Annotated in this window: 12 protein-coding genes; all 12 read right to left on the bottom strand. The window is 40.3% G+C overall.

Features of this window, described 5'->3' with window-relative positions; all coding sequences use genetic code 11:
• Nucleotides 1-615 precede the first annotated feature (615 nt).
• Genes M2408_RS20055 through M2408_RS20000 form a run of 12 tightly spaced genes read right to left on the bottom strand, consistent with a single transcriptional unit; the run spans nt 616 to nt 20,922 of the window.
• Entirely contained in the window at nt 616-2,010 is a 1,395-nt protein-coding gene (locus tag M2408_RS20055; RefSeq protein ID WP_259186168.1) for a discoidin domain-containing protein, read from the bottom strand.
• A 56-nt stretch (nt 2,011-2,066) separates the two neighbouring features.
• Complete coding sequence (locus M2408_RS20050) at nt 2,067-3,836, bottom strand: alkaline phosphatase family protein (RefSeq protein WP_259186166.1); 1,770 nt, start codon at nt 3,834-3,836, stop codon at nt 2,067-2,069.
• Between the two features lie 9 nt (nt 3,837-3,845).
• Nucleotides 3,846-5,855, bottom strand: a complete 2,010-nt coding sequence (locus M2408_RS20045; protein ID WP_259186165.1) for a M60 family metallopeptidase — start codon at nt 5,853-5,855, stop codon at nt 3,846-3,848.
• Between the two features lie 15 nt (nt 5,856-5,870).
• Nucleotides 5,871-7,604 (bottom strand): LamG-like jellyroll fold domain-containing protein, encoded by a 1,734-nt coding sequence (locus M2408_RS20040; RefSeq protein WP_259186163.1) that lies wholly within the window; start codon nt 7,602-7,604, stop codon nt 5,871-5,873.
• A 19-nt stretch (nt 7,605-7,623) separates the two neighbouring features.
• On the bottom strand, nt 7,624-9,213 hold the full coding sequence (locus tag M2408_RS20035; protein WP_259186161.1) for a DUF5008 domain-containing protein: 1,590 nt from the start codon (nt 9,211-9,213) through the stop codon (nt 7,624-7,626).
• Between the two features lie 15 nt (nt 9,214-9,228).
• Nucleotides 9,229-9,987 carry a hypothetical protein gene (locus M2408_RS20030; RefSeq protein WP_259186155.1) on the bottom strand — a complete coding sequence of 253 codons (759 nt, stop codon included), beginning with the start codon at nt 9,985-9,987 and terminating at the stop codon, nt 9,229-9,231.
• 11 nt (nt 9,988-9,998) lie between these two features.
• Nucleotides 9,999-11,516: a RagB/SusD family nutrient uptake outer membrane protein gene (locus M2408_RS20025; protein WP_259186154.1), complete on the bottom strand. Its 1,518-nt coding sequence runs from the start codon at nt 11,514-11,516 to the stop codon at nt 9,999-10,001.
• Between the two features lie 13 nt (nt 11,517-11,529).
• Nucleotides 11,530-14,691 carry a SusC/RagA family TonB-linked outer membrane protein gene (locus M2408_RS20020; protein WP_259186152.1) on the bottom strand — a complete coding sequence of 1,054 codons (3,162 nt, stop codon included), beginning with the start codon at nt 14,689-14,691 and terminating at the stop codon, nt 11,530-11,532.
• Between the two features lie 29 nt (nt 14,692-14,720).
• Nucleotides 14,721-15,761 (bottom strand): DUF5007 domain-containing protein, encoded by a 1,041-nt coding sequence (locus M2408_RS20015; protein WP_259186150.1) that lies wholly within the window; start codon nt 15,759-15,761, stop codon nt 14,721-14,723.
• Nucleotide 15,762: 1 nt separating this feature from the next.
• The gene (locus M2408_RS20010; protein WP_244211815.1) at nt 15,763-16,434 is read right to left on the bottom strand and encodes a hypothetical protein; all 672 of its coding nucleotides are present in this window, start codon (nt 16,432-16,434) and stop codon (nt 15,763-15,765) included.
• Between the two features lie 14 nt (nt 16,435-16,448).
• Nucleotides 16,449-17,966 (bottom strand): RagB/SusD family nutrient uptake outer membrane protein, encoded by a 1,518-nt coding sequence (locus M2408_RS20005; protein ID WP_259186149.1) that lies wholly within the window; start codon nt 17,964-17,966, stop codon nt 16,449-16,451.
• Nucleotides 17,967-17,988: 22 nt separating this feature from the next.
• On the bottom strand, nt 17,989-20,922 hold the full coding sequence (locus tag M2408_RS20000; RefSeq protein WP_259186148.1) for a SusC/RagA family TonB-linked outer membrane protein: 2,934 nt from the start codon (nt 20,920-20,922) through the stop codon (nt 17,989-17,991).
• Between the last annotated feature and the right edge of the window lie 547 nt (nt 20,923-21,469).

Below are 21,469 nucleotides of genomic sequence, written 5' to 3'. Positions count from 1 at the left end.
ATTGACAACAAGCTATCGTTTCAGATCAGGTTGGCCAAAATGTTCAGCTCCGTCAATATTCGGAAAGCCATCAATTAGTAGAGCAGCTGGGAACCTGATATCGGGGGAATAAGATAACAACAGTCTGCCGCAATCAGTCGGAAAAGGGATTCCCAAAAAAGAGAGAAAAATTCACGGTCTGCCAACAGAAAATATATTGCTACGAACAACAGCGGTTCCCCTAGTGAAGACACCTCAGGACTCCACCCTGCCTCAGTACAAACAGATTTGATATCCGCCCGAGCTGTTTCCACGGTGAGTCCGAGTCTGACACACTAGAACACCGGGATATACCTTAGTAGAGGATTCAAAGTGGGCAGGAACCAAGACCGAAACTTTTAGTCAAATATGTTATGTGAATAACATACAAATCGGTTACGAATAACTAAACCTAACTTAAAACTAGATACCACTCACCGAGCGATCTTTGTTTGCCATTCAAGGAAATACTTCAGAAGAAAATCGCCTAGAGAGTATCCACTTTCTAGGCAATTTCTAAATCGAATATCTTCATTCTCCGATTATTAATATCGAACTTCATCTTTCCATTGTTAAGTCGAAAAACGATAATTGCAATTAATAAGCATACACTCTAAACTCACCTAAGTGAGTAGATGTCGCACTATTCATCGGTACTGTCATTGTAATTCGTACATATCTTGCTTTGGTTGGTGCTACTTCATATTCTTGCCAAGCAGCTGGGTTATCCGCCGAGTTGAATGTTAAATCTTTACCAACCATCACCCAATTGACCTTGTCCAATGATACTTCTATGTTAAAGGTTTTAAATCCACCTGTCGTATTATTATGGCGACGAATCATACCAAAACGGCCTAAAACTTCCACCTTTGACATATCAATTATAAACCAATGTGGATATACTGGATTATCACTAGAGGACCAAGTAGAATGCCAATATGTTGTGATGTCTCCGTCTATGAGGCTTTTCCCTATACCATTTGCAGCACCTTCCTTAGATTCAGTTGAAGATACCTCTGCTGTCCAACTTGTTTTTTCCAATAGTCCTACGCGGCCATTTAAAGCAGGTGAAGTCTGGCCTTCTGTCTCCATCGTGTATGTGATAGGAGTCATTGCCCCCTGAACATCAAATACTAGTTTTCCTTTTAAATCTGTACTTCCTTCAACGATAACATTTTTGCTCACTCCGTTTAATTCATACTGAACTTTAACAGTAACGGGATCTTTTGTCGCATTTATCCAAGACAAGATCCCTTTATTACCTTCGGTATAGGGAATAACTGTCGGTAGAATCAACTTATAGGTTAACAAACCGGGAGCCGTTTGAGATTGAGCGGTCGCTGTTCTCTTCCATTGGTCATCCTGGAATTTTAAGGAAAAATCTATCTTTTTCGTTTCGTCGGTTAAATTCAAAACCGTCACGGTGTCCTGTGTATTCCCCTTCAAGCCTACCTCAAAAGATTTTCCTGCAATTGCATAAGACAGTTTTCCTGGAAGCTCACGCTGTGATGTATTTGGAAAGATAAATGTTACCCCGCCTGGAACTGCTTGTACTGAAACATTCTCTATTTTATAATCCACCTCATAGGCTCTCGGCTTTAATATAGTTTTGGTCACTTTAGAGCCGGTACCATCCGAGGTAAAATATTGCATTGCGAAATCATAGCTTTTCAATTCACCTAAGTGAATGACTGTTGGATCATTAAATTTAGTAATGTCCAATACCTTATCTACAACACCATCTTTATATTTAATCTGTGCTTTGACGACGCGATCGGATAAAGCAGGCCAATGTATTTCTATATTCTGGTTAAAGGCTGACACATAAGTCAAATTTGTTGGCTTTGCTGTGGGGCGTGTCTCCGTTACAATGATTTCCTGATCCCCTTGCGGCGGAAATACCAGCTCCTCTTCTTTACAACTCCCCATACTTAGTAAAAAAGCTCCTAAAATGACATTAAATGTCCAGCTCATTTTAAAATTCCTTTTCATCTGTTAATAACGTTTATTCCACCAATGCGATGGATCGTAGTTTATAATCTATTTTCTTATTGCTTTGGCAAGAGGAACTCCACTTCGTATTTATTTAAAAATACCTGTCCTTCCAATTTCCAGTCCTTTAACGTCCGAACTTCTAACCAATAAAATATTTGTGGGAAAAAGTCAGCTGCCTGAATAAACACTGCGTTTTCACCCAAAGTACAAGGTACCACTTCGGAGGTCATTCTAGATTGGAAATCTCCACTAAGTCCCATAGCACTTTTACCCAATACCTCATTCTGAATTGAACCGCTTTCAGTAGGTGACATCTTCCAATAACCTTTCAGGCTATTGACAAAAGAAGAATTAGTCAATTCATCTACGGAACATAAAGAATTGCGGATTTCATCTTGCGTAAATGCCTTATTAAAGATCGATACATTAGACATATCAAAATCGACCAAATCGTACGATATACTTGGTCTATACCCAAAAATCAAAGGGTCATTTGTTTTGATATTGGCCACATTCATTCCTGAAGTAGTCGTTTCCTGCGCTAATGTCCCATTATTATAAATCTTGATATTAACCTGATCATTTCCGATCGCTTTGATGACTGTGGTCATGGTATACCATTCGCCGTTGACTTTCGCTGTCTGGCAGGTAGCCTCCTTCACTCCATCACTGATCTTCACCTGTAAATCATTTCCCCAGGTAAAATACATCCATCCTGGAGTAGCGAGGGAAGTATTAGAATCCTTCCCGAAAATCCCTGAGTACCAATAGTTATATGTATTGGGTGAATAGGTTGATGAAATAATCGTATTATTTAAATTAAACCTGAAACGCGCAGAAATTGTTAATTCTTTTGTGGTCGCCAAGTCATAATCGCTTGAATTGCCCAAATTGTCACTGACAGCTCTTACGCCCAACGGTTTATTCCCTGTACCATCGTATCCCCACATCCGAACATAACTCATGGGTTTACCGGTCAATTCAGCACCTTTAAAGTTTTTATTCTGAAATATGGCAAAGGTATTGCGTTCTTGCATCGTTTTACCTCCGTAAGAATCTCCAATTCCACCGTGATTTGATGTTAAAATCACTAACCAGTCTTCATTTGGATAATTCTTGCGGGCAGCCAGTCCTTTTGCGATTTCACCGATATAACCATCAACTTTCTTTAGGGCGTTCGCATAATCGTTATTGCTCATTGTAAACCCACCTTTTTCGCCCGCTTCCAATAAGGACGTAAATTGTACAATCATAAAATCGCTATTCTTGGTGTTAAACAAATCTAACACCTTCTTCTTGACGTCTTCATCAGTCGCGCCGTTATATGTTTCATTCGCACTGACAAGCAGTTTGTCATTCAAAGTAACCGATCGTGATACTACGCTTGTCTTCATTGACGGAGCTACGGTTGAGATACGATACAACATGGACGGATAACCCGCAACATTTTCATGTGGATCATCTTCATTTGGTCTTGGAATATAAGACTCGTCGACAATGCGGTGGTTGGTATATGTTACTCCACTCATCATCGTCATCCAAGAAGATGGATTACTGGTATTCTCATCAGCAAGGGCATTAAACGTATACTTACTCGTTTTGAGTAATTCTGCAATATTACTTGGCACGCTCTTTTTTAATTCCTGTCCTACCAACCCATCAATGGAGATAAAAAGCACCTTCCGTTTAACCGGTTGTTGCAAATTCTGTTCATAGTCTTCATATATGGCCGGCGGATTGGCATATTTTGTACAGCCAACCAACAAAGACGCCGCAATAACGACAAGAACTAAGGCTTTCTTTATATTGAATAATCTTTTCATAACTTAAGTTTATATATCGTAAAACACCCCTAACTCAGCAATCGCAACGTGTACAGCTCCACCAGTATTTGGATCTGGGAACACAAATTTCACATATTGGGCCTCCACAAGGTTAGAAAATGCAAATTCTTTCATTGCTTCATTTTGAGCAGTTGTCTGCGAGGTGCTTGCTAAGGCAAATTGCCCCATATCGGTCCAATTTTTATTATCGCGGCTGATATAAACTTTAACTTTGGTTGCAAAAGTCTGCCCTTTTCTATTTTTGTAATAGAAACCTTTAAAGACATTGACTTCCTTCATGTTCATGGTCAACTCTACGGGTAACGTAGTAGGAATAGAACAGCCTGACCAACAGGTGTGCCAATAGGTATTTGGATCGCCATCTGTCATCGCAGTAAACTTACCGGTACTTTCGTTGGTTGCTGTTGCGACATTGGCAGTAAATTCAAACAGGCCGCTTGGCAAGAAATAACGTGGCTGTAATACGCCATCACCACCTGTAAAAGTCAACGGATTGTACTCCCAAATCGCGCGATCCATTGGTGGATATTTCTCACGCATTTCACGTTTAGCTGAGCTACTTACCGGAATACCCCATGCGATAAAAAAGCGATTGAAGTCCTTACCTGTAAAATTACATAGCTGACGATAGAAGTAATCACGTTTTCCCTGGTCTAAAGAACTAGCAAAATTTTCATTCCTCGCCTTACTATAGATGTAAGGGAAGAAATCCCAGCCTGATTCACCATTTTTTCCTTTTGTCTTATCAAAAATCTGAAGGAAAGGTGTTAATCGTGCAAAAGGATCATCAGCCTCTATGCCCAATTCCTCAGGGAAATTAGAAAAATTCTTCGCCGAAGTTAACGCCGCAAATTTTAATGCCGCTGGAATCGATGTCTTCAATGCCGGATGGAAATCTATGCGAGAAGTAACGCCACGGTTTCGCGCTGCATTAAAAATAAACAGATTGTTTGTCGTCTCCACTAAATCAGACCAGCTCCAAGCCCAGCTCGCTTGGTAATTGTGCCCGACCTCATGGTACGATCCCCATGAAGTTCCTTTTCTGATTGTGTTCGGATTTGTCAGTTCATCCAGCCAATATTCATCTTCTTGCATAACCCATGGACTACCACTATGCGCATAACCCAATGAAGGATGAATATCCATCACTCCTCTTTCCCAAAATTCCGGATAGCGATTTATAGGATCGGCCGCATCGGCAGACAACCCCATCCAATTATAATAATCTTTGATGTAGGTTTCATCCCACAAACGCAAAGCCGCATCCACCTGATCCATTTTTCCTGACTGGATAAATTTGACAACCAGTGAACGGGGAACGGAGAAGGCAACGCGCTCACCGATGAGATCCATCCAAGGCACATCTTGCGACAAAACCTGTTTTTTCCAATCGGTCACAGTGGACTTCCCTAAAATAAAGTCAGTGGACTTGACAGCACCTGCTACTTTAATATTAACCGGAGTTGTGCTTGCTTTCTGATTAATAATCCATATGGTTCCACCATACAAGTTTTTAATGTAGTTTGTCCCCGGAAATAATTCCTTTCTAGTGTACAAAATTGGATCCCTACGGGGAGCATCTTTACCTGTTATATTATCTGTATGTACACCTATCTGTACTGTCATACCAATGGCACCCGCAGGTACTGTAATCCGAATGACCTCTCCTGCGGGAGCATATAATCCTGTGGTATAAATTGGCGCAGGCGTTACGCTGACTTTATAATCAAAAGATGACACATACTTTCTATTCATTAACATAGAAATCGTGGTATCCTTAACACGTGTCACATTTTCCCCTACCAAACCAGGGTATATCCGAGCCCGATGGTACAAACTTTTATCAGCTTTGCCCATGGTCGTATCCGATTTAAGTGGGGTTTCAGTAGAATCTCCAGATTGATAACCATCTGGAAACTCAATACCATATTTACTGCAGGAGGAGGCAAAAGCCATCAACCCAACAAATAATCCAAAAACTAAATATCTCTTTCTCATTAGGTCAAAATTTGGTTATTTTCTAATTTGTGTATAGTTTGGCGTCCAGCTCTTGCCGTCCAAATTCCATGATGATTCTACCGATATCCCCAACCATTGATAAATCATAAAAGGAATATCCACGGCATTAGGCACTAGACGATAGAAGGATTCCTCAATTGGTGGCTTAAAAAACGGCACCAATTCATTGAAACTTGTCCAGGCGACAGGACCTGTCAATTTGAAGCTACCCGCTCCCTTCCCCGTTTTTTCTGTGAGTACAGTTGTATTGACATCGTCATATCCAGGCCAATATCCTTGAAGATTATTCCAGAACGGGTACGTTTCATCAATATGTGTTATCCCTCCGAATCGTTTTACTTCTTCGGCCGAAAAGGCACGATTATAAACCTGTACATTACATATCGATATATTACAATCCGTATTTCCATTGCCGGGATTGTAGCCCAGTGTTAAAGGGCTTGTGTTATCAAGATTATTCCCGTTGGCACCCACTTGAGAGGACTTTCCTGACACTGTCGCGTTTGTTCCGTCCGTATACACATAGACAGAATCCTGAGATCCGCTTCGCTTAATAACAGCAGTCAGCGCATGCCATTCACCATCATTAATACCGGGACCGAATGCTTGTCCTGCTATTGAGCTATTAAAACCCCAGTAGTTTCCTTCTAAAAAGAAGTTCCAGCCAGCTCCAGTAAAGCCCTCAACACGTTTGGCAAAAAATATCGGATAAGAATAATTGGAGTTAGCAACATTATATTTTAAAAAGAGGGTCATCGTCCAGTCGCTCCCCATTCCCATATTGAATTTACTTGCATCAGCTAGTTTGCCAATGACTTGGTTGTTACTCGCATAGGTATATCTCGTCGCATTTGCCACAAAAGGAATATCTTTAGAGTTGGGTCTTGGAACAATTTTCCGTGCAAACTTTGGTGAATAAAATAAGCTATATGTATCTCTTTTACTATCCCCATAAGGTGTAAAATCGGTCACCGGATCCGTAGATACTCCCCCCTGAGCAGAAGTCACAATCACGACCCAGTTTTCCGTATTGAAACTAGTTCTCTTCTTGATCGTTGCCCATAAAGATTGGACCTGTTTGTCCATTACATTGACTGCAGCAACATATTTTGTATCCTCGGCCGTATAGGCTGAGGATTTCCCCGCTTTATCAACCTCCGTCAAATGGATAACATTCAAATCCGATTCGGTATTTGCCAATGCTGTATTCGCCGCAGTGACCACCGCAACATCATTACTTTCTACCTTAACTTCGGCATCTTTACCCAGGGTAGTACCATACTTTGCGTCAGAAGTGAAAAGGCTCGATTTACGACTTGTTGCATTTTGCTTCAACTTCGTAAAAATCGTTGGATACTTATTCAAATCAATCGGGCTTAAATCCGTCCCGACGACCTTATTTTTAGCACTATTAACACCCGTCAGCAACGAGGCAGTAACCGATTGATTAGTCACTTCAAATTCGGTTGTTGGGTCAGCTAAACTACCATAAGTAACTAGGCCATTGCGTGTCATCAAATCAATATTCGTTGGAGCAATGTCTTGCATAGCAGGACCTGAAAGCCCGTCAACAATAACCAATAACACCTTATCACGACTTTCTGGACTATCCTTTGCTTCATTGAAATTCTGCAACAAGTTCGGAAAATCTTTATTACAAGCACCTAATACCATTAAGGTAGCAAGTGCTAAAGAAATATGTCTAAAAGTTTTTAAATACTTAATCATAACCAGTTTATTTATTGGGTTAATTCTTGATTTCCAAACGTAGAAAGTTCCCTACTGTTTTTTGCCCATATTGGAGAATGCTCCCTCCAAGCAACAATGCAGGTTCACCTAAAGAAGATTTCGTCTCGATTACTTTAAAAAGTGCACCCGTGAATGGTCCCAATGAATTATATTTTTGCAGCAATTCGCCATTTTTTTCCAAGATCAATAGATTTGCTCTTGGCACACCCGCATAGGTTTTATGTGTTCCATCAATAATCAGCTGTCCATTGTTTAGAATTTGAGCATAATTGATAATGCCAGTACCAATATCGCGCAAGATGAAGGTTTCATCAACTGTACCGTCTGTATTCATCAGTGCAATATTATTTACCTTTCCTGAAGCACCAGCACCTGTAAAAATGCCCGAAACAACTAATTTCTTCAAGGTACTGTTATAACTTAGTGCAAATAATCGGGTAATATTTCCTTTTAAGGTAAAGGTCTCATCCAGGGAACCATCTGATTTAATACAGGCGATCCCATTGGCGGCCTTACCATTATAGGTGGTAAAGGCACCCACGATGACTATACGCTCATTATCAATCATTGCAGCATCCATAATCTGTCCGTTGGCACCGGAGTTGTTCAGCGCAAATGTAGAATCCAACGAACCATCCTCCTTCATGCGAATGACGCTCTTTGCCGTCGAGATAATATATCTACGGGAATCACGGGAAGAATAGTCGTAATCAATCTTAAAATGAGATGTGAAGTTACCTACTGCAATCACTTTATTATCAGTAGTAGTAAAAGCTCTAAGGATTAACCCGCTTACACCACCGTTAAATGCGGATACCGTATCCAATGAATTTTTAGGGTCGTTACCCGGATTGATCACCTCTACAATCATGGAATCGATCGCACCATCATTGTTGACGCGAACAATGTTATTGATCGCTCGTTTGGCGAAAGTTCCCAAAGCGCCGGCAAAGATAAATTTACCATCACTTGTCTTTGCAATTGACCGTACAAAACCGCCGCCAAATGCCCCTTGGCCAAATTTCATATTATCGCTGGTCTTGCCATTGGCATCAATAAAATGTACACCATTGCGATAAACCTTTTTATCCACTGCTTCATTTTCGAAATTGTAGAAAGATCCAGCGACAATAAAACCACCGGCATTAGGCAGAATATCATATACTGAGCCTCTAAATCCATTCACCATACCGTAGTTTTCGTCCACCGAAGTATTCCCCTCAATTTCCAGGCGTGGCCCATAAAAGATTTCTTCACCGACAACAATTTTGGCATCTCCCGAGGTAATCTGTGCCGGGACTTTAATCGTGACTAGCGAATCTTTCGCCGACACGACCTCTACCGCTGTGTTATTCACAAAAAAGCTAATTTGATCCAATTTACCTTTTAGTCCTTTGACATAAAAATCCACCAATTCCCCTGGCTTTGCCGTTCCTGGTTCTGGATAATTTATATAAAATCCAATGCCCAAAGGTTCCTTGCCCCCGGCGTACGGATCTGTTCCGGTTACGATGTCCTTGCTACAAGCAGCACATGTGATTAATGCTACAATCAGAACAGCTATTTTGGTTATTAAATTTCTTTTCATAATAATATCAGATCGTTATTTTTTGGGAAGCACACCCAACAAGTAAGCCTCATTTGCAAATTCATAATTTTGAAATCCAAATGCATGTTTCGAAAATTGCAATACATGTAATACACCATTAGTCGGTTGAATATCCGATGTGGCTACCGGTGCTGTAATAAAAGGAACAAAATAATCCTTAATTTCATCAGGTACACTCATAGAATAAGGATAGTTTAAATAAAGCTGACGGTAACCCGCATATTTAATAACCTGTGTACCACCAGAGCTTTCATTTTTACTGACAACGTCATTATAGAGTACGCCTATATTCATATCACCACCATCCAGGTTTTTATAAACTCCACCTGGAAATGCCGCCAAGTTTAGTGTATCAATCTGACGATAATCTTTGGCTACATTTTTACCTTTAAAAATATACCTGGACAGGTATTTTCTCCAGACCTCGGGTCTAATTTGATCCAATTTTGTTATGGAATCTTGTCCAGAACGAAACAACTGTTGGTTTAACAACCATACAGATTTCAAAACACAAGGATCGGGGGGGGCAAAGAAGGTTACTTCATCATTTTTAAGTACAGCATCCAATTTAGCAACTTTCAATGCAACCATTAGGGTATCAAACAAATCGGGTCTTGATTCCAGATAATTCCAGATCGTACCGTTAAACTTCGCTTCATGAACACCCGTATCGATATAATCTTCTTTTTTACAGGCCGAAAACAGCGAAACTGCCATCAACAGTAAAAAAGTATATTTCCAAATCTTTTTCATGATCTATTCCTTTAGTTCCAGTAATTATTTAATTGCATATAAGGGTTATTTGTCCGTGCAGACTTATCAATTGGCCAGGTCCACCCCCCCGAGTTAAAGGCTGCAACTGACATAGGAGCACTTGTGTATTCCGAATTGATTACCTTTTTCGTGCGTACCAGGTCATAAAAGAAGTTTGCTTCTCCTAATAGTTCTCTGACGCGCTCCCACCAAATAGCATCTTTCAAATCATCCCCACTGTCTCGAATAGGTGCTGCTTTAGCACGAGTACGAATGACGTTGACAACAGTTCTTGCCTCTTCATCTTTTCCTAATTCCGCCAAAGCTTCTGCTCGTAATAAAATTGGGTCAGGGTAGCGGAATACCATTTGGTTATCATCTGGATTGTTATCTTCTCCCTCTTCCATAAATACATTTGAAAATTTTAGACATTGAAAATCTCCATTTGTCGAATAAATATCTTTATCAAACCAATACACTTTACGCTGATCGTCTTCAGTTGGTGGATACATCTTTTCCATAAATTTTGGATCGTAATAGATATAGGACTTGGTTGTCACTTTATTCGGCGCATGGAGCACATAATCCGAATAAGATGCCGACAAGTGAAAACTTTCGCCATAGTTGAAGTTTTGTACAATCTCAAACAAGCCTTCTTTTGTCCGGCCTTTAAAGATCTCTTTTGTTCTGCTGAGGTCCAACAAAGCATAAGCTCCGCCATTTTCTTCCATCAACTCTTTTCCCAGATCTGCGACTTTCTGATAAAGTACTGTTTTATCATCCGTTCCTAGTCCTGCGACCCACATATTGATATGCATATTAAGTGTCATGGCAGCACCGCGCATCGCTTTCACAGCAACAACGGAAGGATCATCGTAGGTCCAAGGCAGATCTTTATAGGTGGCATCCAAATCGGCCGAAAGGTTCTTTAATACCGTGAACATATTTGTCCGCGGTAAGGGGTTCGTATTTACATCCGTATAATAAGGGACATCACCATACAAACGCACCATGAAAAAATAAGCTAAGGAACGTAGGAAAACAGCCTCTGCCTTATAGGTTTTTTTCATATCCTCACTAAGGAATGGCATATCTTTATTTTCTAATTGGTAGATGACAATGTTCGCATTTTGAACCATCTTATAGAAGTTATTCCATTGAGTGATCCTAGGAAATCTGAAATAGGCAAAATTATTACTCACATCCTCACTAGTTCTAGACATAATCGCATTCAAATCATTTTGTCTCAACAATGAAATATAATCCCTTCCAGCCCCTGATGTTGCGCTCGTCCGATTTGTAGGAGCACAACGCAAGTCGCCTGATGCCGGAAAAAAGATATTCGTCATGGTTGCTTCTCTGAAAGTAGAATAGATCCCCCCCATGTACTGATCGACATCTGCTTGTCTGGTCCAGTAATTATTTCCCGTTAATTTGTCAATCTGAGTAATATTTAGGAAGTCCTTTCCGCAGGAGCCCAAACCCAGGGATACTCCCAATATAAATAGATATAAAAATTTCTTTCTCATGTTGTCTTCGAACTTAGAATTGTACACTTACTCCCAATGAATAGGTTCTTCTACTTGGATAACCGTTTGAGCCATCACGTCCCACACCTGTTACCAATTCTGGATCTGGCCCAGAGTAGTTACTAAATGTGTACACATTGTTTGCTGTCAGGTTGATGCGGGCAGATGACACCCCAAAACGACGTGCCCATCTTCTATCAAAATTGTAGCCCACGGTGACCGAATTAATTTTCACGTAGGAGCCATCCTCCATAAACATGGTTGAATTGTAACGGTAAGGATTATATAACGACAAACGTGTAAAGTCTGAAACATTTGGATAATCCGCATTGTCACCCAATTGCCGCCATACATTATAAGCATCCAAAGGTACATAAGCACCTGGTGCTCCAGAGCCATAGTTCTGTCCACTTGGATCCGAATAGTTCCGGAAGCGATCCGTCAAGGCTGTATTTAAGATATCACGGTCTATGGTATAGGATAATTGCGTACGCAAAGACCAGTTTTTATAGCGAGTATACAGGTACAATCCACCTGTGATTGCTGGCTGCGAATTACCGACATAAACTAAATCATTTTCGTCTAGCACATAGTCACCATTTAGATCTGTAAAAATGGGATCTCCAGCACGGAAGAATTTACCTTCGTTCATTTCCCCTCCTGCCCGGTAACGCAGTCCCGTTAGCGGATTGACTGGTACTTGATCATCAGCTTTATAAACGCCTTTATAATCATATAAGACAAAAGTAAATGCATTACGTCCTAGACGGAAGAATTGTGGAAGATCGTATCCTGATCCATCAGCCCTTACAAGTTGACGTGCACCATCCGGCAATGAGGTTACATAATCTCTGTTTATTGCAAACGTAGCATTCGCATTCAGTTCCCAATCCGAGTTCGTTAATTTTGGTCGATATTGAATACTCAGCTCATGCCCTTTGTTCACCATTGCTTTCTCGTTGGTCAATACATTTGAAAACGCGTTGTGATTTGCAATTGGTTTTTTATCTAAAATCTTATCCGATTGCTTGTAATAAGTTTCGTAAGTAATATAAAGCGAGCTATTGAAAAATCCAAGCTCTGCTGCGGCAGACCATTGTGTTGTCGATTGGGGTACCAATCCCGTATTGGGGGCAATATCCAGATCTAATGATGTTGTTGGTCTATTGTTGTAGCGACCATCATCAATCTTATACCAACCGTAGATGTCCGACAGGGTCCCTGCGGGTGAAATTGTCCGACCGACCGATCCTCTCAAGAAACCTGTATCCCACCAATCCACATTTTCCATAAATTTCTCTTTCTTGAAATTCCAACGTAAGCCCGCTGAAGGATTTTTGGTCCAAGGTGTTGCACCACCGGTCAACGAACTACCATCTACACGGTAGGTCAAATCAAGAATATACTTTGAATCGTAGTTATACGAAAAGCTCCCTGCATAAGCAACCGATCTAAAATTATTCAATGAGTTTAACAATCCACCTAGTGTGTTTCTTGTATTATAACTAATTCCTGTCTGAAATTGATCATTGGCCGTTCCGCGAATCTTCGATAAGTCTTCGGAGGATGCGGATATTTCCATTTCCGTAAACCCGTAAAGGTTAAAAAGATGCTTATCTTTAATAGCCTTCACATAAGATAGTTGGTTCCGGTTGTAGACTTTGCTCCTATTACTATAATAGCTATATACCTCGGAAGAGTTTCCTAATAGCACCTCGGGGGTATAACGATCTTTTGTTGAAGTGGTATAGTTATAGTTTAAGGTAACGGATGCACGTACATCTTTAATAGGTACATATTGCAATTCCAATTGCCCTAAATAATTCCCGGTTTTATTCTGGTCATCCACACCCAATGCCGATAACGCCCCCATACTTCCAGAAAATAAGGAAGGTGAAGGGTACAGCGATGTAGTATTAACCGACTTCCCTACCCCCGTCTGCATCAACGCATTCCCTGAACCCATCTTATTTTGCGCCACATTGACATTGATATTGGTCATCATTCTGAAACGATCGCTCGGCTCATACTGCATATTGGAGGTCATTGAATATCTTTTAAAACCCGTATTGGCGATGATACCATTTTCATCGTAATAGTTCATATTGGCTTTGTAATTGAATGTACGCTCTCCACCAGAGATACCAATATTATGTGTCTGATTCATGGTATTGCGGTAGAAATAAGATTGCCAATCGGTTGAATTATTATAATAGGGATTCAGGGAATCGGCCAATATTGGTGAATCGTTGATACGTCGGAGTGCTGCAGCTAATGTTGTATCATTCATCAGGATTTGCTCCAAACGAACCATCCGCTCGCCCTTGCCACCGATCACGCGACGCAATTGCGGCACTGCCGACAAGAAAAACTGACCTTGATAATTTACGATAGGCACTTTCGAATTACCACGTTTGGTACGCACCTGAATAACACCATAGGCACCCCGCGATCCATACATCGCTGTTGCCTGCGCATCTTTCATGACGGTAATATCTTCGATATCTTCTGGTGGAATCATGGAAATTGGCGACACACCGGGGCCCGCTGTTTCAAATCCATATTCATAACCCGAGTTGTCATCGATAGGGACACCATCAATAACGAATAAAGGTGAAGTGGGTGTCACAAAGGTATTGTCACCACTACCTGAAACATTAAAGCTGGACATCCCCCGTACAGCCATCGTTCCGCGCATACCAGGACTTCCTGTATTGTTCTGAATATTTAAACCAGCAACCTTACCTTGCAAAAGGTCAACAAAGTTACCTGAAGGAATATCCTGTATTTCCTTACCGGAGATCGTTACTACGGATCCAGTCAATGTCTCTCTTTTACGTTGTTGGTATCCCACCACAACAGTCTCTTCAAGTTCCTGTGCCGTACTTTCTAAGGTCACATTGTATTCCTTTTTTCCAGCAACAATCGTATACTTCTCCGTACGATAGCCCTGATAGGAAAACACCATCACCCCGCTGTTCGGGACCGAAATGACAAACCGTCCATCTTCTCCGGTTTTTCCCAGATCTCGTTTGGGGTTTTCCAAGCGTATAGAGACGCCACTGAGCGCTCTGTTATCATTTCCTTTCACAACACCCTTGACCATGGTCTGGGCCCATGCATCCCCCACAAACAAGGCACAAATGAAAGTTAATATTATGCTAAATTGTTTCATAATCTTTAAGCTAATTAGTCCGTCCATCATCAGTCAAATTTTGGCGTTTCCCTGGTGAAGCGAAACTGTATCTCCCAATCTCCTTCTTCATAGATCGCAAATGGCATCTCGATCCCACAATCTTCGAGAAAACCAAACTGCCCTTTCCTGCGAAATTTGAAATTCATCACGGCATAAGTACCATCACTTGAAGAATAGTCGGTTTTGATCGGTGCCAATGGAATAGGATAAGCAACGTCATAAATCACTTTACCATTTTCAAATCTATGGTTGAAACCATGCACTAATTTACCCCATTCTGTTGCGGCAAATTTCTTCACATCAATTGGACGATTTAAAGAATCCAAGAAACTTACGGTCAAGGTTCTACTTCCTGTCCCCTTGCTCTCCAATTTATTGAAATACACATTAATTAGACCTGGATAAATAAATTGATTTGTTCGTACGCCATACAAATTGGTTGTCCTGCTGGGATTCGTATATGGTAGTGGCGCTAAGCCTGTCACTGGATCCATGATGCTCGGTTCAAATGCACGTTCCCGATAGGGCTTTAATTTGAAATTCCGCAAATACCTGCGTCCACCAGTGTTGTTAACTTCAATATCAAACACATAGCCTGAATCTGGTTGTGCTTTGACAAAATTCGAATTTACGGCCTGTCCCCAAAAATTTATATTACCTGATTTCTCAAGAATCTCGAGAATAGGACGGTATTCTACCTTACGTTTATTTTCAATTTCAGCGATAGATTTCTCTTCGCCACTATATGCCATTGTCCAGATTTTTACCGGAAATTTATCTTCAAAAAGTGTTGAAGGCTGTCCATCAATATCACGCACGTTTACGATTTTAAAATTGAGGGGTTGTGAAGTATTCTGCCCAATATTGACAATATTATTATAGAAGGTATTTCTTCCTAACAATGGCATAAATTCATTGGTGCTATACACTACGTCAGTACCGAGTGAGTCTTGGTCATCTGGAATGTACTTATTACATGAGGCGAGCATGAAAAGTCCCATCCCGAGCACTAATAACTGTTTTTCCGATTTAAATATTTTCTTTTCCATGCTATTTGTTTAATAATTTAGCGAGTTTACTAAATCCGAAATTATGACTTGGAGCGAGGACATGTAACATACCGTTTTGTGTACGGATATTCACCACAGATGTTGCGCTTTCCTGCCAGTAGCGTTGAAAAATAGACTTATTCATATCACTCAATATGATCTGTTGTTGACCGCCGCCTATAATTCCGGAAGCAGATGTCACTTTATACTTTAAGGTCATATTATAATCGTCAATAGCTTTAATCACTTTTCCTTCAACAAAATCACGTAGGTAAGGCGTATCATATTCACCATTAAATGCATAATGATACGTCAAGGAATCAAGGATCAATTGTGGAATGTCTTCAAGATAAAACGGAGATCTGTTTCCCGCTTTTCGTACACCGTTCATGGCATCCAAAGCATTGGTAAAACTACTATTCGTCATAGCGAAAAAGGTCGTTTTTGCATTAGCATCTTTCAACTTAGCGCGTACCGAAGGAACACGATCCAAAACTAACAGCAAGGAGTCATAGGTATTACCTTGTGATTCTAAAAATTCCAATGAAGTTCCATCAAATTCGGTATACTTGACTTGAAAATCTTCGTAATAGGTGTTCCCTTTTTTACAACTAGCAACGCCCAGTAGCAATACGATTAGCGATAAGCCTAAAAAAATATGTTTGTTTTTCATGATTATCTATTCTATTATTTCCAATATGAGTTTTGCACCAGTTTGGAGTTTCTTTCCAGAACATCCGAGGAGATCGGCCAATAGATTCCACCTTTCTGAATCAAATCGTTCATCACAGGATTATTTTTCTTAATCTTTGCCAGGCGTATTTGATCGTACCATCTCCAGCCTTCTCCCATCAATTCCCGTCTTCTCTCTAGAAAGATTTCTTCCAATAAGTCTTTTGGCGAGTTGCTGATATAGGGTTTTAGACCGCGACGCTCTTTAATCACATTGAGGTACTTAATGGCATCATCACGCTGATTGAGTACAGCTTTTGCTTCTGCTTGCAGTAAGTAGATCTCTTCAAGGCGGGTAAAAACTACGTTCGATCCAAAAATGGAAAAATCAGAATCTCCATTACCATTACGGATGACCTTGATCTTACTAAAAATCGGAATATCACCGTTGTAGTTGGTAAAGTAATTAGTCCGTACTAATCCTGATACGGAGTCAATACCAAAACGCGTGTCGTTGACGTCATCAAACAATTTATTGATCGTGTCTCGGCTCACATAGATATCTGGTTTAGCTTTGGTGACAATCGGATAACCTAAAGTCAATGATTCGATATGGCCTGTATTCGTCGCTTCGCCCAATTCGTATGAAGAGCGAATCGCTAAGATCTGTGCTCTTGTACTTGGCCCAAATAGACCATCGGTCGGATTCACCAATGCTGATGTGGTCAATAGTTCAAGATTCGCTTGTGAATAGTTGTCGATAACAAATCGCGAATATACCTCCGCATTGATGTATTTTCCTTGCCATGCCGCTACGTGTGCCAATAGGGAATAGGCTGTTATTTTGTTCACCAAAACACCAACCCATGTACTATAAGTCTGGCCATAATAGCTCTGTGTCCCTACAGCATAACGGTAAGGTAAATCCTGTGCAGCGGCTAATAGTTCGGTTTCCGCAAAAGCTAAAACAGTCGCTTCCGTAGATCGCGCAACTTCCACAAAGGAACCATTATCGTAAGAATCTTTTAATAGTGGAACATCACCCCAGATACGGACCATATAGAAATACATCAGGGCACGGATTGTACGTGCTTGTGCAACATCGTATTTCATATCCCTTTCTGTATATCGCTTGTCTTTCGCCATCACTTCGGGTGCACGTTCGATAAAAAGTGAAGCGGCATTGATCACTGCGTAGAATCTACGCCAGTCCGTAAGATCCTTAAGTAAAGGATAAGCAGATCTTAGTTTATTTTCTCGGACGACGCGAAGATCAGCACGTGAATAAGGTGTAAAGTCGCCGTAGCGGATTTCTCCGTATACCCAATGCCCATAGTTATCAACTAATGCTGCCCGCATCAGGCCGTAAATGCCCATTAAGTGCGCGCGCGTATCAGATATGGATTGCCATTCCAGTTTCTCGGATCCGAGATTGGAAGCGACAATATCCAATTTTTTATTACATGAGCTCGTAAAAGCAGTGATGCCCAGTGCCATCAAGAAGATTACCGCCCATCGATTATATCTTTTCATACTCTTTTCTACTATTAAATAATTACAGCTCTAACTTAACCCCTAAAGAAACCATTGGGGACAATGGTAGTCCATAACCGGTATAATATCCATTAAAATCTATCAGTTCGGGATCTGCTCCTGAGAACTTAGAGATCGTCAATAAATTGGTACCTGAAACGTAAACATAAGCTCTACGAATGGTCTTCATCGTGTCTTTTACATTGTTCAATTGAGCTAGATCATAACCTATGGTCAAGGATCTCAATTTTAAGAAAGAAGCATTTTCCAAAAACAGATCTTGGTCTACACGGTAGGCTACAATCGGACTCCAAGGGTTATAAATTGGATATTTATTGATATCTACATCTTGTTGCCAGTGAAATACTTCACGAATCCCATCCAATGAGTTGGTATTTTCGGTATTGACGAAGTTATATTTATTGGAAGCACGTTGATTCAAGGCCTTATGCCCAAGCGCAAAATACCATTGCATATTCAGGTCGAAACCTTTGTATTTAAAATAGTTTTGAAACGAACCTGTCAGCTTAGGCATTGCATTTCCTTTCAGGACACGATCTTCGTCATTGATTTTAAAATCTCCGTTTTGATCTTTCCATATGGGATCTCCCGCGGCAAAATCCACCCCGTCAAACTGTATTTTCTGACCGTTTTGAACTGGGATACTCGCCTCGGTATCATAAGATCCTTGGTTTTCGTACAACCAAAACCGATCAATGGCCTCCCCAACTTTTAATAAGCGATTACCCACTTTCAATTGCTTGCGTCCCCCCGGAAGCGCTGTCAATTTATTTTGATTGTAATTCAGATTGAGTGATGTATTCCACTGCAATGTCTCATGATTAGGCAATACTTTGGCAGAGAGATTAAGATCCACCCCGGTGTTTTTTACACTTAAGCCATTAACAATTTGTCCAGAATAACCATACTCAGCAGGAATAGGTGAATTAATCAATTGATTTGCATCTTTCTTTTGGTATAAGGAGACTTCAAAATCAATTTTTTTCTCCAATAAGGTTCCGTCAACGGTCAATTCGGCATGATCTGTATAAGGCCATTTGATATCGTAACCTACCCAACCTTCTGAATAAGGTCTGGATGCAACGGCAAAACCATTATAGGACACCAAAGATTTTTCGGATCCCCAATTTAGATCAGCGGTATAATTTGGGCCAATGGCAAATTTACTTGTAAATACCGGTTTCCCAATTCGTGCCCAAGAGGCTTTTACGCCCAAATGGTTAAATAAATTGTCCTCATTTTCGGGTATCAAATGATATTTCGCAGCGAATGACGGTGTCATCAACCAACGCGAATCAGGTTGCATTGTTGAAGAACCATCGTAACGTAATACCGCATTCAAGTCCAAGAGATTTTTGTAGCTATAATTGGCAGCCAAATACAGGGAGTGCAATCTAAAATCCTCACGATTACTGTACCTATTGACATATAGTCCCCCAATTGGCACTAAATAACTTCCTTTTTGAGGATCGCCATCGACAACGTTAACCTTGATAAAATCGTTTGGCCCATCATATGCACGTGCATAATTGTAACGGTACAGGTCTTGCGTATAAGAAGATCCCAAGGTCAAGTCCAATTTATGTTGTTCTTGAAATTGGAGATTGTATTCCAAGCGGTTATTGTACACCAAACGTTGATTAAAACCAAAATAACTCGACATATAGTTATTGGTTTCCATCAATGAACCAGGAAAAAAAGCTTGTCTTGCACCCTCAGAATAATCAATTCCTAAGGAAGTATTAAATTTTAGGTTTTTGAGAAAATAAAGATCTAATGTTACCAGTGAATTTAAGAAATTGACGGTATTCTTATCCAATGCCGCTTTATAGATATCTAGATACTGTGCATACATATCCTTACCTGGTGAAATTGGCACAGATAAATCAGGCACATAGGAAGCTTCACCAAATCGATCTCTGAGACTGCGATTACGATCTCTCAAACTACGGCTTGCATTAATTGTGGCACCAAAATTCAACCATTTAAAAGGAGCCATATTAACGTTAAACAAGGCATTGTATCGCTCGATATTAGTTTTGTCAGCCGAACTTGCATTCTTGGTATACCCTCCTACGAACGAAAAGTTCGCACGATCATTACCACCACGTATACCTAAACTTCCACCATAGATCGGTGTGGTTTTATAATAATCCTCATTCCAATTTGCTGGTCCGTAATAATTTACATTAGTCGAATCGCTCAGATATCCTGGGTAATTCAGACGGTCAGTAACTGATCCATATTTGTTATAGAATACCGATCGGAACATATTCTCATATTGGGCATTTACGGGGGTTACTACGGGTTTTGTTGCTAGCCCAACATATGTATTAATGAAAATTTGACGTTCCCCCTCTCTACCCGGTTTTGTCAGGATCCAAATTGCTCCATTAGCTGCTAGCGGTCCAAGCCTTGCCAATTTAACCGGATCTTTTATCACTTCGATAGACTCTACAGTTGCTAGGTCAATACCTGCGAAGTTGTCGGTTCCAGGTCCAATACGATTAAACTGATACTGCTGAATTGAATAGGCAAAGTTGTTGTCTCTTGCGATGGGTATTCCATTGACAAATACTGCCGGTTGCACATTAATCGCATCTTTGATTTCGAATAATGGCGATCCTAATCCCCGAAGTACCATATTCTTTGGCGCTCCTGGTTCGCCTGTCGCTTCTTGTACGTAGAGACCGGCAACTTGCCCTTTTAAAACCTCTGGAATACTGACAACAGGCAGTGTTTCAACGTTTCTTAAATTGAGACTGTCTCTAACACCTTGTTTTTGCAATAAGGTAGCCAGTCGCCCTCTAAGTAATCGCTTGTCAACCTCATTGATTTCAGAAGTATCTTGTTTTGAAACCCAAAAATTAAGGTGGTTAGCCTTTACATTTGGGCACATAGGGACAAGAAATAAAAAACAAAATAGTCTTTTCATTCGATTTTATGTCTTAGGCTTAAAAAAAAATTGGCACTATTTAGCTTATAAAAACTATATAACGGCTCTGAATAATTGTTAGACTTTTAGGTCTTATTAATAATTGATAGTACGTAACAATGATATAACAAAAACTTTAGAGTGGTTAGAGGTCAACTAAACGAAATCGATTGCGTAATCGACACAAACGATTGCGCAATTTATTCCTCATTGTCTATAAACAAAGTAGTTTTATAATTTTATAAAAAAAGTTTTCTTTATCACCACATTTAATTAACAATCTAAACGTTTTCAGTAAATACTTTTATGGATTACTTTTTAGGAAATGATGAGTGGGCTAGTCCAAGCGATTCAAAATTGAAAGCTCGTCTAAGTTTAGCATCAAAGAAGCGATGCAAGCCATAAGATCAACAATATTTAAATCGATAATGATCCGAATTTTTACCGAAAAAAAAATGCGAATAACTGATCATATCTCACCCGCTGATTGCTATAGGAATTGGCTTAAAACAAGAAACTCCAAATTACCTTTCGCAATTCGGAGTTT

Source organism: Sphingobacterium sp. BIGb0165 (assembly GCF_024810095.1).
GTDB classification, from domain to species: Bacteria; Bacteroidota; Bacteroidia; order Sphingobacteriales; family Sphingobacteriaceae; genus Sphingobacterium; species Sphingobacterium detergens.
Note: the sequence above shows the minus strand (reverse complement) of the source record. Positions and strands in the feature narration are given on the sequence as shown.